Genomic DNA, 21,045 nt, shown 5'->3' with positions numbered 1-21,045 from the left:
ATTAAAGTTTTTAAGCTATAATTTCAACTCTTCAAAGCGTGGCTGGATAGCTCAGTCGGTAGAGCAGGAGACTGAAAATCTCCGTGTCGGCGGTTCGATTCCGTCTCCAGCCACCACCACATTTCATTTTCTCATTATAATTTTTACTCAATATTTTAAAAGTTCATCTTATAGCTATATTACAATAATCTTTCTTGGATTGTATTTTTAATGAATATTCCAAAAATGACGATTAAATAGTGTTGTATAAAATTTATTCAAAATATTACTCTTTAAAGTAAAATATATCTTCAAACAATAAATTCGTATCAATAGTTTATGCTTTAAATTCACATAAATAGCGATTTTACCGCACTAACAAAACACTGAAATGCAGTGCAATTCAAATGCTATCTCTTTCTTTTCACGTTCAAATATTGCTTAAAAAAAACTAAAGTTAAAAAATTATGACTAATTAAGTCTAAAGTTTTTCTGCACTACAATGCTTCTTAGATTTTCGTGGAAAATAAACAAAGACAAAGGAATCCTCATGAAAAAAACACTTGCTCTTCTTGCTGTTGTGGCTCTTTTTTTTAGTGCATGCCAAAAAAAAGATGAATCATCAGCTACTACTCAAAATGTCTCCGTCAATGGTGTCTCGCTTAGTGCTCCTATGAAAGTAGATAAAGAGAACAAAACCATCACGATTTTAGCATCGGTAAACGGCAAATATTTAACAGAAAACACGCGCCATGCTGTTGTTTTTAAAGATGGAAAATTTGGTGACAAACCGGTTTTTATCGCCTATCAAAATCAAAATGATTTTTTACAAGCGATGCTTGAAATTGGTGGCGTTGCAGGTAACAATATGACCAAAGCCAATGGAGAAACAACTCATGTCGAAGGTCAGAAAATTGCCATGAGTGTCACATGGAATGGTGCTCCAAAAAGTTATGACATCAATGAAGTCATTGTGGATAGCAACAAAAACCTTATCGATTTGCGCTTTGGCGGTAATGAAAAAAATGCTAAAGAGTTCAATACTGGTTGTATTACGTGCCTAGATAGCTGTTCTGTTGGCATTATTTCTAATCGCGTGTATACCTATGGCGCTGTTGAGAAACGCGGTGAAGTGAGTTTTCATGGAAATGCATCTATTCTTCCAAAAGATGGCACATTGGTTGCAATAAACTATAAACTTATCAATGAATAAGCTTTTTCTTGCACTTTTTTATGCCTTTTGTGGATTACTTTTAGCGCTTAGCATCAATCTGATTATTTCAACCAATGTATGGTTGGAAATGCGCATTCATGAAAGGCTTGTCATTGAAGTGTGTGTAGCATTGGGCATTGTTTTTTCTTTTTTTAAAAACAGTGCCTCAGTGGCTCTTTTCTTTGTACTTCAAAGCATGATGTTCCTCCTCTGTTTTTGGTTCTCTAAAATAGATTTGATTTATTATAGTATGCGTAATTTTTATCTCTATGACATCTCTATTTCAACCATAAAAACAGTTTTTTTGGGGATTTTAACACTCATTAATTTTATGATTGTCTATCATTTACTTGGTAAAAAGGTCTCTTTCTTTTCCAAGTTATCGTAAAAGGCGCGCCTATGAAAAAATCACAAATAGCTCTACTTCTCTCTGTCCTACTCTGCTTAGGGCTTTATTTTATGGTTCCGAGTATTCATGCGCATCTCAATCATGCTGTTCGTGTCTTAGGCTCACTCAATTTAGAAAGCGTCATTCTCTATTTGAGAGAATTTGGTACCTATGCTGCGCTCATCTCTTTTTTACTCATGATTCTTCAGTCTATTATTGCACCTATCCCTGCTTTTTTGATTACCCTTTCCAATGCTGCCATTTTTGGGTGGGTGTGGGGAGCTATGTTATCGTGGAGTAGCGCAATGGTTGGAGCAGCTTTGTGTTTTTTTATCGCACGAATTTTAGGGCGTGATGTGGTTGAAAAGATTACCAGTAAACAAGCCTTAGAAGCGACTGACACTTTTTTTGAACGTTATGGGAAACATACGATTATGGTGTGTCGATTGCTTCCTTTTGTTTCATTTGATGTCGTAAGCTATGCCGCAGGCTTAACTTCTATTCGCTTTTGGAGCTTTTGGGTTGCAACAGGTATTGGACAACTTCCAGCAACACTCGTGTACAGTTATTTTGGTCAAAATTTAAGTGGCGGCGGCAAGATGATCTTTATCACACTTTTAATGCTGTTTGCACTGAGTATTATCATCTATATTTTCAAAAAAATGTACGACGCTAAAAAAACGACTAATGTTTGATAACGCCTAAATCAACACAAGAGATATGTGTTGGTGAGAGTTTGGCATTTTTCTTCAAAATGCCAAATATTTCATTGAGCTCATTATCGTCTAAATCATGCTGATGCCCAAATCCATGACAAATGACAGCCGCACTAACCGTCATTAATGGAAATTTCTGTAATTCACCATCACGATTTTTAGCCATAATATACCCTGAACAAATGCCTTGTTCACAATAAAAACTTTTAATATCTTCTGCAAATTTACTCACAATGTCATCGACGATACCATAAACTTTTTCAAAACTGTCCTCTTCTTTGAGGCTCCAACCTAAAAAGAAATCATCCCCGCCTACATGACCTATCAAACACTCATCAAATCCGACAGAACTTTTAAGAATGTCGGCAAAAAGGGTAATGGCACGATCCCCTTTGCGAAAACCATAGTAGTCATTAAAAGGCTTGAAATTATCAAAGTCAAAATACGCCATCATCACTTTTTCTTTGGATTCCATAGCATTGGCGACAAACTCATTGATAATGCGGTTACCTGAAAGCCCAGTAAGAGGGTTTTGGTCTTTGGCATCAACAATATTCTTTTCATTCACAATATCTAAAAGCACTTTGGAGCTCAAATACCCAATGTATTTTTCATCTTGGGTAATTAAAATAGCGTCGTTATCATCATCAAAGGCATAGATTTTTAAAATCTTCTCCAAAGGGTCATTTATGTCGGCGCGTCCGCAATGTGAAACGATATTTTTAAGACTGCCTTGCGTAATGTTGTATAACAAAGATTTGCCATAATTGGAGTAAATATAGGACTTAATGTCGGCGTCTTTAATAATACCAATAGGAGTTAAATCACGTGCCAAAACAGGGACAAAATAGATTTTTTTATCTTCTCTTAGGAGTTCATACACTTCATTAATATGCGAATCCACAAAAACAGGATGGCTCTTTTGTATATATTTTTCAATATTGGATATTTTACCATTTTTGCGTTTTTCGCTTTGAGATAATGCCTTAACATGGTCATATCCTGGTAAAATTTCCCAAACATTTTGTGTGGGCTTTTGAACAAAATAGCCTTGTACCATGTTACAACCTAGTTTTTTACACTCCAAATACTCCTCTTCACACTCAACGCCTTCGACAATAGTAAAGATTCCCATGGCTTGAGCTATTTGCACGATGGAGCTAACAAAAAGCTTCTTCTTTTTGCTCAAATGAATTTCATTGATAAAAAAACGGTCAATCTTAATAAAATTGGGGTCGGCATTAAAAAGCATTTGAAGTCCAGAAAAGCCAACACCAAAATCATCAATCGCCATCTTGTAGCCTTGCTGTTTATACAGATTTAAAACCAGCTTATCCACACCTGCATACATACCTACTTGATGCTTTTCAGAGAGTTCAAAACAAATATTCGAAGTATCCATCTCGTACGTTGAAAGTAATTCACAGGTATACCCCGATTTAAAATCAGGCATCATCGTAATACGATTGTCGAGATTATAAAAGAGTTTAATGTGTTTAAAAAAAGGAAGCAGTGAAAATTTATGAATCGCTTTTTCACGCAATTTTACGTCAAGAAGGTAGAGGACTTTTTCACTGTAAGCGGTGTCAAAAATAGCATCAATGGTATTAAACCCAGCAGCTTCATAATTGCGAATTAACGCTTCAACTGCAAAAAGTTTTCCCGTATAAATATTAACAATGGGTTGAAAAGCAAAGTCCGCAACTTCAACCAATGTTTGCCATTTTTCATTTAACATTGCCGTATGATTCCTCCATAAAATGGCAAAATCATACGCCAAAGCGATTACTAAATCATTACATGTAAAACATCACTCGCAATTATCGACACATATTTTATGAGGGATTACCTGACCGCCACAGCCGACAAAACAGTTATCATAAACCTGTTCACAGCCACAATTAGTCGTACAAAAACTTTGTTGTGCTACTAAAATTTGTTCAAAACTACGACGAGTTGGCATCCAAGGTTCACGTGGCCTGTCACGATTCAGACGATTGAGATAATGTTTTAATTCATCTCTTTTTTTACAAGCATACGCATCTTTATCTCGTTCACACTGCTTTTGAAAATGCTCAAAATCTCTGCTGTAATCATAATAATCTCTTTGCCATTCATGTAAAGCCATACGGTAACGTGACACATCTAACATATAGTGACTGTATGCAATGTCGTAGGTTCTTTGTTCATCCATATCTACCGACTGGGCTTTCATGTACGCATCGTTTAAACAGTACTGATAGTTTTGCTGACACTGATTTTGACACCCTTCTCGCATACGTGAACAGTTTTCAATGCAGGGTTGGGATGCGGCAGTAGAAGGCGGAATGTATTGATTTTTTATTACATAACGAGGGCCACAGCCTACTAAAAAAAGCATCCATACCAACAGTAAAATACGCGCCATAATACCTCTTTTAAAATTTTGGCATATTATAGAGAAAAATCGTGAATTCTTTCTGAAGGATTAGGGCTCTAAAACGGCTCCTTTGAGATAGCGCGCCATCATTTGTGCATAAGGGCTATTTCCATTAGCATCCACTTCTTTGAGTTTCGCCAGTTGCGTTTGCATGATATGTATCTGCTCTTTTGGCACATTTTTCCCCGCTGCAATATAATAATCGGTATTGAGAAGAACATACGCCATTTTGTAGTTGTGCACATCCTGTCCTTCACTAACAAGATGATAGACAAACGGAATATCCGTATAGACTAATGCATCAATGCGGTCATATTCAAGCATTTTATACCCTTGAATAGGTGTCGAAAGGCGTGTGATGGTAAGATTTGGATGCTCGCCTAACTCTTTAAACAAAATTTTCTCAGCTGCTGTTTCTTTAATGGTGGCGATGCGCAAAGGACGCAAAACATCCATCGTTGTCGTCGCTTTTGGAATTTGCGTTTGACGTTTGGTAATAACACCTAAACGTACCGTTGCTAATGGACCGACCCATTGAAAAAGCGACTCACGGTCTTTCAATCGTGCTGTACTTATTAAAAAAGTGGTAGGGTGATTCAACGCTTCATTATAGACTTTATTCCAAATATCAAGGTCAATCTCGTCTTGCGAAAATTTTGAACGAATCGTTGCTAAACTTGCTTCCAACAGATCAAAACCCAATCCTTTCACAACACCTTTTTCTCGAAAATTAAAAGGAGGATTTGGTCCTGCATAGACGACTGGATCGGCATATAATAGAGTAATTAAGCCTAGTAAAACTAATAAAATACCACATATTGAAAGAGCTCGAAGATGCATTTTATGTCCTTAATCATTTCATCATATTCACCAATGCGTCGAACCAAAAGGCAGTAAAATCTTAAAGAAACATTTTAAAATAAATCTAAAATTGTAACACTTAAAATCTTAGAGAAAACAAAAAGGTGTGACAAAATGGATAGAAACATTAAGAAGAGAGTGTAGAAGAGTGTTCATTGCGAGTCATATAAAGAAGATAAATCATATTGCTCATTGCCCCACTGCTTAAGATCATCCCCATCACGACAATTTGATACCGAACGGCAATTAAAGGGTCTACTCCAGAGAGAATTTGACCGGTCATCATGCCCGGCAATGAGACCAAGCCGACGGCTAAAAATTGGTTGATTTGAGGCATCATGGCTGCTTTAAACGCAATAGCACGCGCTTTCTCATACGGATGGTGTTCTCTTTCTTTTTCATAGCGTTCAGCAGCTAAAGAAACGGCATTCATGGCATTGGCATAAATCATACCCGCAAGAGGAATCACAAAACGAGGTTCTAACGGATTATCAAGACTTAAGACTCCCCATAAAACAAACACTAAATTAAGCGTACCGCCTACAGCTATGGAAACAAGAATAATCCAAAACAGTGAAAGACCTTGATTGCGAAGATTTCGTCTGGTAATGAGTGAAGCCGTTGTAATCATAATAGCAATCAAAAGAGCCAATAACCACGTTGCATTGGTTTTAAACAAAGATGTTAAAACATACCCTATGACAATGAGTTGTACACTCATTCTGAGTGTTGCTTGGATAATTTCTGTCTTTTTTCCTATCCATTTGTAATAGATAAAAGCAACAATACTTAAAGGAGCAAGCATGTACAAGAGGTTTATCAACGGAATGGTATGCATCTTTGAAACCTTTAGGAAAACTATTCGGTACATCAAAGCATACCGAATAGCCTCTAAAAATAGAGCTTAACTTTTTTTATGCTCTTTAATCGCAGCAACAATAGCGGCAATATATTCTTCTTTATTTTCATCTTCTTCGATGTCATGAATTGCATCGAGGGTAAATGTTGGCAATTTATGATCAAGATAGGTTGTCGTGAAGATACCGTCTTTAAAATCGTCATCGCGTACGATTTGACGATGTAAAGAGATGTTTGTAGGAATACCTGAAATGATAAACTCACCCAAAGCTCTTCGTGCACGGCGTACCGTACCTTCCCAGTCTAATCCCGTAACCGTAAGCTTTCCAATCATCGAATCGTAATTCGTTGGCACAATATAATCTTTATGTCCAATAGAATCCATTCTCACCCCAGGACCTCCGGGTGAGAGATAACGCGTCATACGTCCTGATGAAGGGATAAAGCCATTTTTTGGGTCTTCTGCGTTAATACGAAATTCAATGGCATAACCTCTGAATTTGATGTCTTCTTGCATAAATGGCAAGCGCTGACCTTCTGCAATACGAATCATGCGGTAGATAATATCCACGCCTGAAATTTGCTCGGTAATCGTATGTTCCACTTGAACACGCGTATTCATTTCAATAAAATAGAAGTTATCCTCTTCATCGACAAGATACTCAATCGTACCGACACTCTCGTAACCAAGTTTTATCATCGCTTTTTTAGATGTTCTGAGCAACTCTTTACGAATCGCATCATTAAGGCGTGGGCTTGGTGCAATTTCTACAACTTTTTGATGTTTACGCTGAATCGAACAATCACGCTCACCTAAGTGAATCACATTGCCATATTTATCCGCAACAATTTGCACTTCGATATGGCGTGGATTGGAAAGATATTTTTCAATAAAGGCATCGCCTCTACCAAAAAAGCGCTCCGCTTCTTTTGTCGCCGCTTCAAACATCGGAATGAAATCTTCCTCTTTTTTAACAATACGCATACCTTTACCACCACCGCCAAAGGCTGCTTTGATGATAACAGGAAAGCCAATCTCTTTTGCAACTTTAACAGCTTCGTTGATATTCGTAATCGGCTCATCGGTTCCTTCAATCACAGGAACACCTACAGCCTTCATCGCGACTTTTGAAGCCATTTTATCACCGAAAAGGGCAATATGTTCAGGTTTTGGACCAATAAACGTAATACCGTTATCGATACAATGTTGTGCAAAATCTGGATTTTCAGATAAGAAGCCATACCCTGGATGGATAGCATCTGCACCCACCTCTTTAGCCAATGCTACAATCTTCTTATAATCCAAATAGACTTGAATAGGATCGCCTTCTAACAGATAACACTCATCTGCCTTACGAACCCATACACCCCTCGCATCAATTGTTGAAAAAACACAAACACTTTTGATATCCAACTCTTGACATGCCCTAATGATTCTAAGCGCGATTTCACCGCGGTTGGCAATCAACACCTTTGTGATTTTCTGTGCGTGCACTACTCTCTCCTAGAGGAAAATGAAAGATGTAATTATACCACTAAACCATCAACTATTCACCCAAAAAATAACTTTTTTTGACACTATTTTGACACTATTTTCAGAGCCAATCGGAACGCTGAATGCTCTCATCAATTTCACGTCCCATATCTTGGTGCAACTCCCAATAATACGAAACAAACGCATTAACAGTCCTGTTCATTGGCACATAATACCCCTCTTCATTTTTACGAGCAAACTGCTCTAAAAAGAGCTTGGCATCTTTTTTAGCCAAATAATGTGCGGCTAAGTTTTGATACGTCTGCACATACCATGTTTTTAGCTTTTCATACGCTTCATCGCTTGCATCAATATGTAAGGTTTCATCAAAACGCAACACGCCACTCTCAAACAGTCCGCTAAGATGAATCAGCCCTTCGCAATAATAAGGCTCGACTTCACCTGTTTTCATCCAACCAATCAATCCAACCGAACGCTTAATAGTATCGCTTAAAAGTGCTGTTTTGAGAGACGCGTCTTCATCAAGAAAAAAGGCCACCAAACCACCGGTAGTTGCTTTAAACTCTTCGATGTTTTTAAAGACGCCGCTTTGATTCATCTTGGTTTCCGTGTCACCGTCCATCCATAAAATATGCCCAAATTCATGGCCTATCGTACTGACTTCATAAACTTTGTGCCAGAGTTCTGGCTGATGAAAAATAATTTCGCGCTCGTGGTCCATAAAGTCTTTACCAAAAACAGTTTGGTGAATTTTTAAAAATGGTTTTGCACGTTGAGAATCAAGCACGTTATCCGCAAATGCAAAGATTTTTTTTCCCCGTTCTGAACTCACGACTTCATCGTTGGGAACAACTTGTGCTGAAAAAAGACCATTAAATTCTGCCGCATAAAAGAGTGCAGGTCTTCCAATATAGAGTTGCACGCGTTTGAGATTGGCTAAAACACCCTCTTTTAAAGCAGAATTTTCAGAACCACTCTCTTTAAAAAGTGTTGTAAACGCATTATGAATGCGCTCATATGTCTGATTCACATCATGTTCTTCAGGGCGTGAAAGTCGTACATCCCACTCAAGCGCAACGGCTTTTTTATAATGATCTTCGTAATATTCCAAAGGATGACCAATTTGAATGGGCGTTGTAACATCCATCCATTTCCTATCGACATCAGCCCATTTTTCAATCAATTTGCTTCTATCTTCTTCACCAAAGGCTTCTTCTAAAGCTTTAAAATAGGAAATATACGCTTTTTCTTGACCAAAATCAGGGTCTTCCATCTCCGATAAATCATCGACTAAAGAAGACAGCGCACTTTTTACATGTAAAACATCTTCGGGAAACGCAAGGGCGTACGCTTTGGCCTCATAACCACCGGCTACTTTTTCCAAAACAGAGTACGATCTATCGCCATCATTGCCGGAGGTATCGGGGTCATACAGCCCTTTTTCATGTAACATACTAGCAATGGCTTGCTCATCTTTGTTGTATTCCAGTTCCAAAAGAGGATTGATGGTATTGATAATGTGTTCTGTCCAACGAGATTGCCATGTACTCATCACAAGCCCTACTTCATGAACACCTCGTAAAATACGTCTGTAAAATGCTGAAAATAACCACTCTTTTTCCAACTGTTCAAGCAACATTTGGTGGCGTTTGAGGTAAAACTCTTTCACCCAAAGATACGCTTTTTCTTTTGCCTGTGCAATAAATAGTGCATCTTTATTCTCTTTTTCAAGCGCTTGTACCAGCTGTTCATCCCGCAAATTAATGAGACGTGTCAATGCCGCAACTCTGTTTTCACGCACTAAAGTAAGTTCAACGCTTTCTAAAAACGTATCAATCAAAGTTTCAATACGTTTATCGTACTCTTTTTGCTCGACAATACTAAAATACTCGCCAAGCTCTTTTTGTCGATCCCCTACTAACTCGTAAAACCGTTTTAAATCATTTTGAAATTTTTCTTTCATAGTTGCTCTCGTGTTTTTTTGTGTTTTTTTAAGTATAATTTTATCTCTTTTTATCTCATGAAGAGATTAACAAGAATGATTCTCACGAACTTTACTCTTTCTAAAAGGATGAAACCTATGTCAAATGATTGGGCGATAGAGACAAAAACCATCCAATGCGGATGGGAACCTAAAAACGGTGAACCGCGCGTTCTTCCTATTTACCAAAGCACAACGTATAAATACGACAGTGTTAAAGAAGTGGCAATGCTTTTTGATCTTGAAGCCGCGGGTCATATGTATTCTCGTATCTCCAATCCAACGTGTGAAGCTCTTGAAGCAAAAATTGCAGCCCTTGAAGGCGGTGTTGGCGCGTTAGTGACCTCTTCGGGTCAAAATGCTTCGACAATCGCTATTGCCAATATCTGCTCATCGGGCGATCATTTTATTGCCGTGGGCGCTATTTATGGCGGAACGGTTTCACTCTTTACCAATACCCTCAAAAAAATGGGCATCGAAGTCACGTTAGTTGATGCTGAGCTTTCCAAAGAAGAGCTGAAACGTTACTTCAAACCAAACACAAAAGCTATTTTTGGTGAAACCATCGCCAATCCAAAACTGGATATTCTAGATTTTGAAAAATTCTCATCCCTAGCCAAAGAGATGGGTGTACCGCTTATTGTGGACAATACCTTTGCAACACCGTATTTATGCCGTCCATTTGAACATGGAGCCAATATTGTTATCCATTCTGCAACCAAATACTTAGACGGACATGCGATTAGCGTGGGTGGCGTCATCGTCGATGGCGGTAATTTTGATTGGAGTAATGGTAAATTTCCAGAATTCACAGAACCCGATGAGAGCTATCATGGTATGGTTTATACCAAAAATTTTGGCAATCAAGCCTATATCGTAAAAGCCAGAGTACAGTGGATTCGAGACATCGGTTCATACCTTGCGCCTATGAATGCTTTTTTAACCAATGTTGGGATGGAAACATTACATGTAAGAATGGACAGACATTGTGAAAATGCCTATAAACTAGCGACTTTTCTTGAAAACCATCCCAAAGTGAGTTGGGTCAATTACCCAGCACTTTCTAGCCACAAACACAATGATTTAGCACTCAAATACCTTAAAGGGGCGAGTGGTGTTTTAACCTTTGGAGTTCAAGGCGGACGTGAAGAAGGCGAAAAAGTGATGAATGCCCTAAAGCTTGCCGCCATTGTCGTGCATGTCGCCGATGTGAGAACGGGCGTATTGCACCCTGCGAGTATGACGCACCGTCAATTAAGCGATGCTGAACAGCTCCAAGCAGGCGTCACACCGGATCTCATTCGCGTCACTGTGGGAATTGAAAATAGTGACGATATTATCGCAGATTTTAACCAAGCACTCAATACGATTTAACATCAAAAAGGTAGAGCCATGACCAGTCACTATGAATCTGTGAATACCTACATGAACCGAGGGATTCTTGAAGCCAATATGAACTTTGCAAAAATGCACGAAACCTCTTTTTGTCTCGCGAAGTTTGGATGTGAAGTCGATTTGGAAGATGGCTTTTTCTTTAAAGATTTGATAGCGTTTATTCACACCGAACTTGGATTTCATACCATCTTACAACAAGGCATCGACACATTTATCGTTATTTTGCGAGATTATAAAATCCATCAGGCAAAAAAAGTGCTCAAACAGCTTGAACATACGGTGAAACAGCATTTCAAAATTGAGTTAAAAAATATTGGTATCACTCTTTTTGACCCAACGGACACCTATAAATCACTGCTCGATAGACTCGATAAATATTATGTCATGTCACGTCTTTCGACCCGAAAAAAAATCTTTTATGGAACCCTTGATTTTGACTTTTATGAGACACAAAATAAAAATGATGTGCTTACCTCTATTTTACGTAAAGACAAACGCTTGACACTGCACAATCTTTATAATGGCATCCCCATTCAAGAAGAGGCAAGTGTTGCTCATTTTGATGAAGGTGTCGCACAACTCAAAATTACAACACCTAAAATTCATTACTACACCAAAGAGTCTTTTACGTTTTTACAACACGATAAAATTCCAAGCATTATCAAAGCAAAAATCATCAAAGTAGACCCGCCAAAATCGTTGGTCGTTCTTACCAATTTGGAGTTTTTAGACGCATCCCCACTGGATAGAAGCCATATTAGAGTGCAACCGGAAAAAATGATTAACGCAACCCTTTCACGTACCAAAATCAAACTGCTTGATGGAACGATTGAGAATATTTCGGAGAGTTCCGTTGTTTTACATGTAAAAATGGTGGATGTTGAAAAACTCCTGCAAAAGCAGTTAATTGATGAAGAATTTGAGATATATTTCCAACTCCCAACAGAGAAAGGTTTCTTAACGATTATCTCAGCGCCCGCTTCTATTTTTAGCATTATTAATGAAACAATTGTGCTCAATATTTTGCCAAATATTTTTATGAAATCAAAAATTAAACAGTACATCGCAATGCGACAAAATAGGCTTTTAATGGAGTTAAGACAGCAGCTCAAGCATCTTATTTAGTAGATTTAAAGTGAAATTACACTACATTATCCATTCTACAAAAAATCAATTACCGATTGATTACAAAAAGGAATGGTATGGAGTTAAAATCCATCAAAGATGTTCAAAATATCAGAAGTTTTGGAATTGCCGATTTTATGAAACTCTGCGGAGCTCTCATTTTTATTCTGATTGTTATTTGGTATGTATCCAGCCTCTCTAGCGACCTTCCCAATCAAACTCTTTTAATTGTTGCCGCTATTTTTGGTGGCTATATGGCCATCAATATTGGAGCAAACGATGTCGCTAACAACGTAGGACCTGCCGTTGGCGCCAATGCAGTGACTATTTTTGGTGCTATTATTATTGCGGCTATTTTTGAATCCTCAGGTTCGCTTATTGCGGGCGGAGATGTTGTTGGTACGATTAAAAACGGCATCATCAATCCTGCCATGATTAAAGATACCAATACGTTTATCTGGATTATGATGGCGGCATTACTTGCAGGTGCAATTTGGCTCAATATTGCCACGGCTTCAGGAGCACCCGTTTCGACCACACACGCTATCGTAGGAGGTGTGACAGGAAGTGGCATTGCCGCCGCTGGCTTTCATATGGTCAATTGGGCAAAGATGGGTGAGATTGTCTTTAGCTGGGTTATTTCACCGTTTCTAGGCGGTATTATTGCGGCATTGTGTCTGCTCTTGATTAAAAAGACCATTATTTATCAAGAGGACAAGCGCCTTGCAGCAAAAGCAATGGTTCCCGTTTTACTCTCTGTCATGACATGGGCTTTTGGAACGTATATCATTCTTAAAGGCTTTAACCATATGGTCCATGTGAATTTTATCACAGCTGCCACTATTGGACTTGCCGTTGCCATTGGCATCTTTTCCTTTACAAAATCATCCATCGCACGAATGGCTGACTCCCTGCCCAATACCCGTGAAGCTATCAATAAACTTTTTAATATTCCCCTTATTTTCTCAGCCGCACTTTTAAGCTTTGCGCACGGTGCGAACGATGTTGCCAATGCCGTTGGACCTTTGGCGGGTATTTATGATGCCCTGACAACAGGTGGTATTGCTACTAAAGCGGGTATCCCTTTTTGGGTTATGCTCGTAGGTGCGCTTGGTATTGTTGTGGGGCTAGGACTTTATGGACCCAAACTCATCAAAACGGTAGGAAGTGAGATTACGGAACTTGACCAAATTCGCGCATTCTGTGTCGCGCTTTCTGCGGCATTAACGGTTATCGTAGCGAGCCAATTAGGCTTACCGGTAAGTTCAACCCATATTGCTGTTGGTGCCGTTTTTGGTGTTGGTTTTTTACGTGAATATTTGATGAGAAACCGCATTAAAGAGACGGAAGAAGAACTCAAGCAACATAAACTTGATGATGAAATGGATAAATTAGAAGAGTATAAACACTCCTTAGAATCATTGGGAAAACTCAAAAAAGTAGACCCATACCTTGTTAAAAACTTAATGAATAAAATCAACGAAGAAAAATCTATCATCCGCAATATTTACGAAGGAGAGATAGAACTCAGTAAAATTGAGAAGAAAGCGATTAAAGCGGTGCGTAAACATGAACTGGTTAAACGCTCAGCGCTTAAAATGATTATTGCGGCTTGGCTTATCACCGTACCAGCCTCCGCACTTCTTTCAGCAATCTTCTACTTTATGATTCGTGGCATGCTTCTATAATTTTCAAAGGCTTAGGGTATAATGCCCTAAGTCATCCTCTTTGACTTTTCCAAAACAACAAGCGTCTCTACTTTACATGTAAATGATAAATGTCGTTCAACCACTGTGACACACTGTCTTTATGACAACCCTAAAGGAAACCCTAATTTTATGTTATTTTCACAATTAAACCTCAGTTCACCCCTCTTAAAAGCCGTCCAAGAAGAGGGATATACCACGCCCACACCCGTGCAAGAAAAGGCCATTCCTTCTATCCTCGCAGGCCGCGATATGTTAGCAGGCGCGCAAACGGGGACAGGTAAAACAGCTGGCTTTACGCTGCCTATTTTAGAGATACTTTCTCAAAAACCACGCAATAAAGCCAAACCGCTTCTTCGCGTGCTCATTCTCACCCCAACCCGTGAACTCGCAGCGCAAGTGGGCGAAAGTGTCAAAGTCTATGGCAAATATTTACCCTTTAAAAGTGCCGTTATTTTTGGCGGTGTAGGCATCCACCCTCAAATTCAAACCTTGCGTGCAGGCATTGATATTCTTGTTGCAACACCAGGAAGACTACTGGATCATGTCTCTCAAGGGACGATTGATCTTAAACATATTGAAATTTTAGTGCTTGATGAGGCCGATAGAATGCTCGATATGGGTTTCATCAAAGATATTCGTCGTGTCATTGCCCTCCTTCCAGCAAAACGTCAAAACCTGCTTTTTTCAGCGACTTACAGTGACGATATTAAAAAGCTCTGTGAGTCTATTTTAAAAAACCCTGCTATTGTCGAAGTGGCACGTCGTAATACTTCAAGCGAACTCGTAAACCAACGGGTCATTTTAGTTGATTGCAAACGTAAAACGGCACTACTTGGCAAACTGATTCAAGAAAATAGATGGGAGCAAGTTTTAGTGTTTACCCGTACCAAACATCATGCCAATAAAGTTTCGGAATATCTGGTTAAAATCGGCATTAGCTCTTCGGCTATTCATGGAAACAAAAGCCAAAGTGCCCGAACCAAAGCACTGAGTGATTTTAAAAATGGCGCCATTAAAGTGCTTGTAGCCACTGACATTGCCGCACGAGGTCTTGACATCGACCAACTTCCGCATGTTATCAATCTTGAGCTTCCAAATATTGCAGAAGATTACGTTCACCGCATCGGCAGAACGGGACGTGCAGGCAACAATGGTGAGGCAATTTCGCTCGTATGTGTGGATGAACACGAGTATTTAGCCAACATTGAAAAACTGATCAATCGTAAATTTAAACGTGAAATCATTGAAGGGTTTGAACCTGACCCAACTATTAAAGCTGTGCCTATTCAGCAAGGCAGAGGACAAAAGCCACAAGGACAACCCAAACGCAGAGACAACGCGCCACGTGAATACACCCCCAAAAGAAGAGAACGATAACAATGATGATTTACGTTGATGCCGATGCGTTTCCCAATGCTCTAAAAGAGATTCTTCTTCGAGCCGTACTCAAACGCAACATCACAACGTATTTTGTTGCCAACAAAAAGATACCGCTTCAAGATTCGCCTTTGCTGACGATGATTATCGTCGCGCAAGGTGCTGATGAAGCGGATCATTACATTGTTGAACACGCAATGCCTGAAGACTTGGTCATTACCGCTGACATTCCTCTAGCGGATAGGCTCGTTAGCAAAGGTGTGCTAGCACTCGACCCACGCGGTACGATTTACGATGAAAGTAATATTAAAAGCCTTCTTGCTATGCGCAATTTAATGCAAGAACTCAGAGACGCAGGCGAAATCACAGGTGGTCCTAGTGCGATTGGTGAGAAGCAAAAAAGAGCGTTTGCAGACGCGCTGAACGCGCTCTTACAAAAACGTTAATTTTTATTTTTCCTCGCTTATGCACCCAAACTACCAGCACAGTTAAACATGCTTTTAAAAGCCTATTGTAGGTACTTTTAAAAGCATGAAGTGTGCACAAATTCACATGAAAAATTCCCCTATTTTCTTACTTATCTGTAATCAAATCGTAATCAAATCTTATTAAACTTCACCCTGTAGAAAACAAAAAAACAAGGGGTTTCTCAATGAAAAAAATGCTTCTTCTTTCAGCATTGGCAGCGGTCAGTCTTATTGCAGCAGATAAAATCAGTGGTGCGGGTGCGAGTTTTCCTGCTCCTATTTATTACCAATGGGCTCACACATATGAGGCAGCAACTGGTATTCAAGTGAATTACCAATCTATCGGTAGTGGCGGCGGAATCAAACAAATCCAAGCACGTACAGTAGACTTTGGTGCATCTGATGAACCATTAGAGCCTGCAAAACTTGCTGCGGATAAATTATTGCAGTTCCCAGCAGTCGTTGGTGCGATTGGTTTAGCATATAATATTCCTGCCCTTAATGGTAAAGAAGTCAAACTTTCAAATGCAGTCGTTGAAGGCATTTTTATGGGTACGATTACAAAATGGAATGACCCAAAAATTGCAGCAGACAATGCAGGCGTTGCACTTCCAGATTTAGCAATCACGATTGCACACCGTTCAGACGGAAGTGGTACAACATGGAACTTTACCTATTGGTTAGACAAAATTGGTACCGTATGGCATGAAAAAGTAGGTCTTGGTAAAACCGTTAAATGGCCAGTGGGTATTGGTGGAAAAGGTAATGAAGGCGTTACCAACATGATCAAACAAACTCCAGGTTCAATCGGTTATATCGAAACTTCTTATGCTGAGAAAAACAACCTTCCAATGGCAACTGTTCAAAGTGCTGAGAAAACATGGGTTAAACCAACAACCGATAACATCAAAGCAGCAGCAGCAAATGCTAAATGGAAAGCTGAAGAAGGATTTTATCAAATCTTAGCGAACCAACCAGGTAAAAACACTTACCCAATCGTAGCAGCAACCTTTATTTTATTACCAACTGAAAAAGCAGCGGAAAATAAAAAAGTAGCAACATTCTTTGATTATTCATTTAACAAAGGTGCTGAAGAAGCTCAAAAATTAGGTTATGTTCCACTTCCAAAAGAGACAATTGACGCAATTGTAACTTACTGGAAAGCAAACGGAGCAAAATAACGTCAAGCAGGGAATTTTCCCTGCTCTTTTTTGTTATCTTATTTAAAACACCAAGGAAATACTGAAACAATGAAAAACTTTAATGTTGGCGATTTTATCTTTGAAAATCTCTCACGACTCATGTCTATCTCTGTACTTGTTATTCTTGTCAGTATTTTTTATGTTCTGTATGACCACGCTAAACTTGCGATTGATATTCTCGGTCTCAAATTTATTTTCGATACCGATTGGGCGCCTAATATGGAAAAATTTGGTGCATTTCCTGCTATTTATGGAACACTGACCAGCACAGCAACTGCGATGGTTTTAGCTACACCGCTTGCGCTTGGCATTGCCATTTTCCTCTCTGAAATTGCAAGAGGACGTTTAAAATCATTAATCGGAACCATGATAGAACTTCTTGCTGCAATTCCATCCATTGTTTATGGTATGTGGGGTCTGTTTTTCTTCGTGCCTATCATTCAAAAACTAACCCATAGTTCAGGTATCGGCACGCTAACGGCGAGTGTTATTCTTGCCATTATGATTATCCCTTTTACCGCAGCCGTTTCACGCGACGCGATGGATACAACGCCTGACATTTTAAAAGAATCCGCGTATGCTCTTGGCGCTACGAAATGGGATGTCATTAAAGATGTCATCATCCCTTTTGCCAAAGTAGGGGTTATCGGTTCCATTATCCTCTCTTTAGGAAGGGCATTGGGCGAGACAATGGCGGTAACGTTTGTCATGGGAAACAGCACCAATATGCCCTCTTCTATCTTAGAGCCGGCAACCAGCATTCCTGTCATCTTAGCAAATGAATTTAGTGAGGCAGATGGAGACTTGTATTACTCTAGCCTTTTTTACTTAGCACTGATTTTGTTTGTGGTGAGTTTTTCTGTCATCGCGATTGCTAAATTTGCTTTTTTACGAAAAGTGAGAAAAAATGGTTAATACATCTTATAAAAAACGAAAAATTAGAAATATCATCGCTCTATCCCTTGCCTTTGTTGCAACGGCCATTGGCATCTTTTTTCTCTTTTGGATACTAGGCGTACTGCTTGTAAATGGACTTTCACATATCTCTTTAGAGCTGTTTATGAAAGATGGAGCGCCTCCTGGCATTACGCCAAGTGGTCTTCGTCACGCGCTCGTTGGACACTTGATGCTCACGCTTGCTTCAACGGCAATTGGCGTACCGATGGGTCTTTTAGCAGGTACGTATCTCAGCGAATACGGCAGAAACTCCCGTTTTGCCAATTTTACGCGCGATATTTCAGACATTATGATGTCAGCACCTTCTATCATTGTCGGTGTTTTTGTGTACGGGATTTTAGTCATGCCTATTGGTCATTTTTCAGGATGGGCTGGAAGTATTGCGTTAGCCATTATCATGATTCCAGTGATTATTCGTACCACCGATGACATGCTTGCCCTTGTACCTGTGGAACTTCGAGAAGCCGCCTACGCACTTGGTGCACCCAAATGGAAAGTCATCGTACAAATCGTCTATAAAGGTGCGATTACGGGTATTACCACGGGTGTACTTTTAGGGGTTGCCAGAGTGGCTGGCGAAACAGCACCACTTCTATTTACCGCCTTTAACAACAACTTTTTTTCCACCGATATGTCAGAAGCCATGGCATCACTCACCGTAACGATGTTTAACTACACGATGAGTCCTTTTGAAGACTGGCAAGCGATTGGTTGGGCAAGTGCGGCAATTTTAGCCTTTGCCATTCTTGCCATCAATATCGGCGGACGCCTCCTCATTAAGAAAAAATAAGTAAAGGAATTTTATGGCTACCATCACATCAATGACGGATCCTCTTGAATTAGAAGTTAAAAACTTTAATTTCTATTACGCAGGAAAGAGTGATCCAAACCTTAAATCAATTGATATGCCTATTGCTAAGAAAAAAGTAACAGCACTCATTGGACCTAGCGGATGCGGTAAAACAACCCTGCTTCGCTCGTTTAATCGCATGCATGACCTCTACCCAGGCAATCGTTACGAGGGAGAAATTCATTTTCAAGGCGACAACCAAAACCTTCTGGATAAAAATATTGATTTGATTGCACTTCGTATGAAAATCGGTATGATTTTTCAAAAACCGACCCCTTTTCCGATGAGTATTTTTGATAATGTCGCTTATGGTTTGCGACTTCAAGGATTAAAAGATAAAAAAATTCTCACAGAGAAAGTTGAAAAAGCCCTTCGCGGTGCGGCACTGTGGGATGAAGTCAAAGATAGGCTGAAAGATGGTGCATCCGCACTTTCTGGTGGGCAACAACAACGCCTTTGCATCGCTCGTGCCGTTGCGGTTGAGCCTGATGTTTTGTTGTTTGATGAACCAACCAGCGCACTTGATCCTATTTCAACGCTTTCTATTGAACAACTTATTATGGAGCTTAAAGAACAACTCACCGTCATTATCGTTACGCACAACCTCCAACAAGCGGCACGTCTTTCAGACTATACGGCATTTATGTATTTAGGTGAACTCATCGAGCTTGACCATACCAAAGACATGTTTGTTAATCCAAAAGAAAAATTAACTGAAGAGTACATTACGGGAAGATTTGGGTAAATCCAGTCTTCCAAATTTTTTTACATGTAAAACACTTTCTTGCTCCCAAACTAGCTCATTATTGCACATATTTTAAAACTTCGTCTATCTCTTCATCAAACGTTATTTAATTGTTAAGAATCTGTGGCTATAATCGTTAATGAATTGATTGATTATAAGGATTTTTATGGTTCAAACACTTCGTACCAAACGCCTCTTTGCACGCTGCATCGTTGTTTTTGGTACGTTTTTTAGGCTTCCATTACGCCAAAATTCCTTACGACTGAACGCATGTGTGACATTTTTTATTCACTTGTTACGCCCATCACACTTGCACAAAATTCCTCAAAGTCTCGCCCGTAATCAGATATTCCTTCAAGCAGCCCTTACCCAACGGTGTGCTTTTAAAACATTATAAGGAACATGAATGTCAGAGATTATGCCAAGCTTTTTTTTAGGACACGGCTCACCGATGAACCTTGTGTTAGACAATAGTTTTACGCAAGCGTTACAAGAGCTCTCTTTAACACTCCCTTTGCCAAAAGCCATTCTTGTCATCTCCGCACATTGGTTTACCAACCAAACAGCCGTGAGTATAAGTTCTAATATTAGCTATGAAACGATTTATGATTTTTACGGATTCCCGCCTTCGTTATATGAACTGAATTATCCTTCTCCTAGCAATAATACGCTTTCAAAACGCATTGCCGATTTGTTAGATGTCCCTTTAATCGAGCGAGGGCTTGACCATGGCGCGTGGATGCCGCTTCATTTTTTATTTCCAAAAGCAAGCATCCCTGTCATTCAACTGAGTATCAATAAAAACGTGCCTATGAATTTACATGTAAAGTTAGGCGAAAAGCTTCGTGTACTTCGAGAAGAAGGAATTATGATTATGGGAAGCGGCAATTTGACCCATAACTTAGGCTTGGTTGATTTTTACAATATCAATGCTCCCTCACTCACATGGACCAAAAACGTGGACAGCTTTGTTGAAAACGCTTTTACATGTAATGATATTGAAAGCCTCGTCCATATCGAAACGCTCTGCCCTGATTTTAAAACAGCGCATCCTTTTGTCGATCATTATCTCCCGGTACTTTACATCGCAGGGACGCGAAGAGAAGATGACAACGTGAGCATTCTCACACCTATTTTCCAAAATGCCAGTTTAAGCATGAAAGGGTTTATGCTCTCTTCTTAAAAAATTTGCTTTATTGATAATTTCTAGAAGCGCTAAATAGGTGAAATCCCCGTATTTAGCGCGCTATCTCACGCAAAATCTCACACAGACTACTTATAATTAAATAATTACTTATTTAATTTAAG

Annotated in this window: 20 protein-coding genes and 1 tRNA gene; 15 read left to right on the top strand and 6 right to left on the bottom strand. The window is 39.3% G+C overall.

Annotation, left to right across the window (positions count from 1 at the left end; genetic code table 11):
- The first annotated feature begins 40 nt into the window (after positions 1–40).
- The 4 genes from AC5SLP_RS14120 (at position 41) to AC5SLP_RS14105 (ending at position 2,275) form a co-directional block, all read left to right on the top strand.
- Positions 41–116 (top strand) — tRNA-Phe (locus tag AC5SLP_RS14120).
- A gap of 413 nt (positions 117–529) precedes the next feature.
- Positions 530–1,192 carry a YdjY domain-containing protein gene (locus AC5SLP_RS14115; RefSeq protein ID WP_495255805.1) on the top strand — a complete coding sequence of 221 codons (663 nt, stop codon included), beginning with the start codon at positions 530–532 and terminating at the stop codon, positions 1,190–1,192.
- Positions 1,185–1,580: a hypothetical protein gene (locus AC5SLP_RS14110; RefSeq protein WP_495255804.1), complete on the top strand. Its 396-nt coding sequence runs from the start codon at positions 1,185–1,187 to the stop codon at positions 1,578–1,580. Before AC5SLP_RS14115 ends, AC5SLP_RS14110 begins: the two co-directional genes overlap by 8 nt.
- 11 nt (positions 1,581–1,591) lie before the next feature.
- A complete protein-coding gene (locus tag AC5SLP_RS14105; protein ID WP_495255803.1) occupies positions 1,592–2,275 on the top strand; it encodes a TVP38/TMEM64 family protein in 684 nt (227 codons plus the stop codon).
- Here AC5SLP_RS14105 and AC5SLP_RS14100 read toward each other — a convergent pair.
- From AC5SLP_RS14100 to ciaB, 6 genes are all read right to left on the bottom strand, one after another.
- The gene (locus AC5SLP_RS14100; RefSeq protein ID WP_495255802.1) at positions 2,265–4,034 is read right to left on the bottom strand and encodes an EAL domain-containing protein; all 1,770 of its coding nucleotides are present in this window, start codon (positions 4,032–4,034) and stop codon (positions 2,265–2,267) included. The two genes, AC5SLP_RS14105 and AC5SLP_RS14100, sit on opposite strands and share 11 nt — an antisense overlap.
- A gap of 72 nt (positions 4,035–4,106) precedes the next feature.
- Positions 4,107–4,703, bottom strand: coding sequence for an Aq_678 family protein (locus tag AC5SLP_RS14095; RefSeq protein ID WP_495255801.1), 597 nt, complete (start codon positions 4,701–4,703; stop codon positions 4,107–4,109).
- A gap of 60 nt (positions 4,704–4,763) precedes the next feature.
- Positions 4,764–5,555 (bottom strand): substrate-binding periplasmic protein, encoded by a 792-nt coding sequence (locus AC5SLP_RS14090; protein WP_495255800.1) that lies wholly within the window; start codon positions 5,553–5,555, stop codon positions 4,764–4,766.
- A 148-nt stretch (positions 5,556–5,703) separates the two neighbouring features.
- Complete coding sequence (locus AC5SLP_RS14085; protein ID WP_495255799.1) at positions 5,704–6,414, bottom strand: ABC transporter permease; 711 nt, start codon at positions 6,412–6,414, stop codon at positions 5,704–5,706.
- Positions 6,415–6,480: 66 nt separating this feature from the next.
- Positions 6,481–7,929, bottom strand: coding sequence for an acetyl-CoA carboxylase biotin carboxylase subunit (locus AC5SLP_RS14080; RefSeq protein ID WP_495255798.1), 1,449 nt, complete (start codon positions 7,927–7,929; stop codon positions 6,481–6,483).
- Between the two features lie 100 nt (positions 7,930–8,029).
- On the bottom strand, positions 8,030–9,892 hold the full coding sequence (gene ciaB / locus AC5SLP_RS14075) for an invasion protein CiaB (RefSeq protein ID WP_495255797.1): 1,863 nt from the start codon (positions 9,890–9,892) through the stop codon (positions 8,030–8,032).
- Positions 9,893–10,009: 117 nt separating this feature from the next.
- Here ciaB and AC5SLP_RS14070 point away from each other — a divergent pair, with 117 nt between their 5' ends.
- The 11 genes from AC5SLP_RS14070 to AC5SLP_RS14020 all read left to right on the top strand — a co-directional run bounded on the left by AC5SLP_RS14070 (position 10,010) and on the right by AC5SLP_RS14020 (position 20,920).
- Entirely contained in the window at positions 10,010–11,284 is a 1,275-nt protein-coding gene (locus AC5SLP_RS14070; protein WP_495255796.1) for an O-acetylhomoserine aminocarboxypropyltransferase/cysteine synthase family protein, read from the top strand.
- Between the two features lie 18 nt (positions 11,285–11,302).
- Positions 11,303–12,430: a nucleotidyl cyclase domain-containing protein gene (locus AC5SLP_RS14065; RefSeq protein WP_495255795.1), complete on the top strand. Its 1,128-nt coding sequence runs from the start codon at positions 11,303–11,305 to the stop codon at positions 12,428–12,430.
- Positions 12,431–12,507: 77 nt separating this feature from the next.
- Positions 12,508–14,118 carry an inorganic phosphate transporter gene (locus AC5SLP_RS14060; protein ID WP_495255794.1) on the top strand — a complete coding sequence of 537 codons (1,611 nt, stop codon included), beginning with the start codon at positions 12,508–12,510 and terminating at the stop codon, positions 14,116–14,118.
- Positions 14,119–14,268: 150 nt separating this feature from the next.
- On the top strand, positions 14,269–15,516 hold the full coding sequence (locus AC5SLP_RS14055; protein WP_495255793.1) for a DEAD/DEAH box helicase: 1,248 nt from the start codon (positions 14,269–14,271) through the stop codon (positions 15,514–15,516).
- 2 nt (positions 15,517–15,518) lie between these two features.
- Complete coding sequence (locus AC5SLP_RS14050; protein ID WP_495255792.1) at positions 15,519–15,962, top strand: YaiI/YqxD family protein; 444 nt, start codon at positions 15,519–15,521, stop codon at positions 15,960–15,962.
- Between the two features lie 206 nt (positions 15,963–16,168).
- Positions 16,169–17,164 (top strand): phosphate ABC transporter substrate-binding protein PstS, encoded by a 996-nt coding sequence (pstS, locus tag AC5SLP_RS14045; protein WP_495255791.1) that lies wholly within the window; start codon positions 16,169–16,171, stop codon positions 17,162–17,164.
- 69 nt (positions 17,165–17,233) lie between these two features.
- On the top strand, positions 17,234–18,100 hold the full coding sequence (gene pstC / locus AC5SLP_RS14040) for a phosphate ABC transporter permease subunit PstC (RefSeq protein WP_495255790.1): 867 nt from the start codon (positions 17,234–17,236) through the stop codon (positions 18,098–18,100).
- Entirely contained in the window at positions 18,093–18,932 is an 840-nt protein-coding gene (gene pstA, locus AC5SLP_RS14035; protein ID WP_495255789.1) for a phosphate ABC transporter permease PstA, read from the top strand. Before pstC ends, pstA begins: the two co-directional genes overlap by 8 nt.
- Positions 18,933–18,945: 13 nt before the next feature.
- Positions 18,946–19,737, top strand: a complete 792-nt coding sequence (pstB, locus tag AC5SLP_RS14030) for a phosphate ABC transporter ATP-binding protein PstB (protein WP_495255788.1) — start codon at positions 18,946–18,948, stop codon at positions 19,735–19,737.
- A gap of 166 nt (positions 19,738–19,903) precedes the next feature.
- Positions 19,904–20,134 carry a hypothetical protein gene (locus AC5SLP_RS14025; RefSeq protein ID WP_495255787.1) on the top strand — a complete coding sequence of 77 codons (231 nt, stop codon included), beginning with the start codon at positions 19,904–19,906 and terminating at the stop codon, positions 20,132–20,134.
- 9 nt (positions 20,135–20,143) lie between these two features.
- Positions 20,144–20,920 carry a dioxygenase family protein gene (locus tag AC5SLP_RS14020; RefSeq protein ID WP_495255786.1) on the top strand — a complete coding sequence of 259 codons (777 nt, stop codon included), beginning with the start codon at positions 20,144–20,146 and terminating at the stop codon, positions 20,918–20,920.
- Positions 20,921–21,045: the final 125 nt, after the last annotated feature.

It is taken from the genome of Sulfurospirillum sp. E15m (assembly GCF_059415145.1).
Note: the sequence above shows the minus strand (reverse complement) of the source record. Positions and strands in the feature narration are given on the sequence as shown.

Excerpts from the sequence above, each read along its gene's own strand:
- AC5SLP_RS14050 (WP_495255792.1), top strand. The coding sequence starts at position 15,519 with ATGATGATTTACGTTGATGCCGATGCGTTTCCCAATGCTCTAAAAGAG.
- AC5SLP_RS14065 (WP_495255795.1), top strand. The coding sequence starts at position 11,303 with ATGACCAGTCACTATGAATCTGTGAATACCTACATGAACCGAGGGATT.
- AC5SLP_RS14110 (WP_495255804.1), top strand. The coding sequence starts at position 1,185 with ATGAATAAGCTTTTTCTTGCACTTTTTTATGCCTTTTGTGGATTACTT.
- AC5SLP_RS14115 (WP_495255805.1), top strand. The coding sequence starts at position 530 with ATGAAAAAAACACTTGCTCTTCTTGCTGTTGTGGCTCTTTTTTTTAGT.
- AC5SLP_RS14055 (WP_495255793.1), top strand. The coding sequence starts at position 14,269 with ATGTTATTTTCACAATTAAACCTCAGTTCACCCCTCTTAAAAGCCGTC.
- AC5SLP_RS14070 (WP_495255796.1), top strand. The coding sequence starts at position 10,010 with ATGTCAAATGATTGGGCGATAGAGACAAAAACCATCCAATGCGGATGG.
- AC5SLP_RS14060 (WP_495255794.1), top strand. The coding sequence starts at position 12,508 with ATGGAGTTAAAATCCATCAAAGATGTTCAAAATATCAGAAGTTTTGGA.
- ciaB (WP_495255797.1), bottom strand. The coding sequence starts at position 9,892 with ATGAAAGAAAAATTTCAAAATGATTTAAAACGGTTTTACGAGTTAGTA.
- pstC (WP_495255790.1), top strand. The coding sequence starts at position 17,234 with ATGAAAAACTTTAATGTTGGCGATTTTATCTTTGAAAATCTCTCACGA.
- AC5SLP_RS14025 (WP_495255787.1), top strand. The coding sequence starts at position 19,904 with ATGGTTCAAACACTTCGTACCAAACGCCTCTTTGCACGCTGCATCGTT.
- AC5SLP_RS14090 (WP_495255800.1), bottom strand. The coding sequence starts at position 5,555 with ATGCATCTTCGAGCTCTTTCAATATGTGGTATTTTATTAGTTTTACTA.
- AC5SLP_RS14095 (WP_495255801.1), bottom strand. The coding sequence starts at position 4,703 with ATGGCGCGTATTTTACTGTTGGTATGGATGCTTTTTTTAGTAGGCTGT.
- AC5SLP_RS14085 (WP_495255799.1), bottom strand. The coding sequence starts at position 6,414 with ATGCATACCATTCCGTTGATAAACCTCTTGTACATGCTTGCTCCTTTA.
- pstB (WP_495255788.1), top strand. The coding sequence starts at position 18,946 with ATGGCTACCATCACATCAATGACGGATCCTCTTGAATTAGAAGTTAAA.
- AC5SLP_RS14100 (WP_495255802.1), bottom strand. The coding sequence starts at position 4,034 with ATGTTAAATGAAAAATGGCAAACATTGGTTGAAGTTGCGGACTTTGCT.
- pstA (WP_495255789.1), top strand. The coding sequence starts at position 18,093 with ATGGTTAATACATCTTATAAAAAACGAAAAATTAGAAATATCATCGCT.
- AC5SLP_RS14020 (WP_495255786.1), top strand. The coding sequence starts at position 20,144 with ATGTCAGAGATTATGCCAAGCTTTTTTTTAGGACACGGCTCACCGATG.
- pstS (WP_495255791.1), top strand. The coding sequence starts at position 16,169 with ATGAAAAAAATGCTTCTTCTTTCAGCATTGGCAGCGGTCAGTCTTATT.
- AC5SLP_RS14105 (WP_495255803.1), top strand. The coding sequence starts at position 1,592 with ATGAAAAAATCACAAATAGCTCTACTTCTCTCTGTCCTACTCTGCTTA.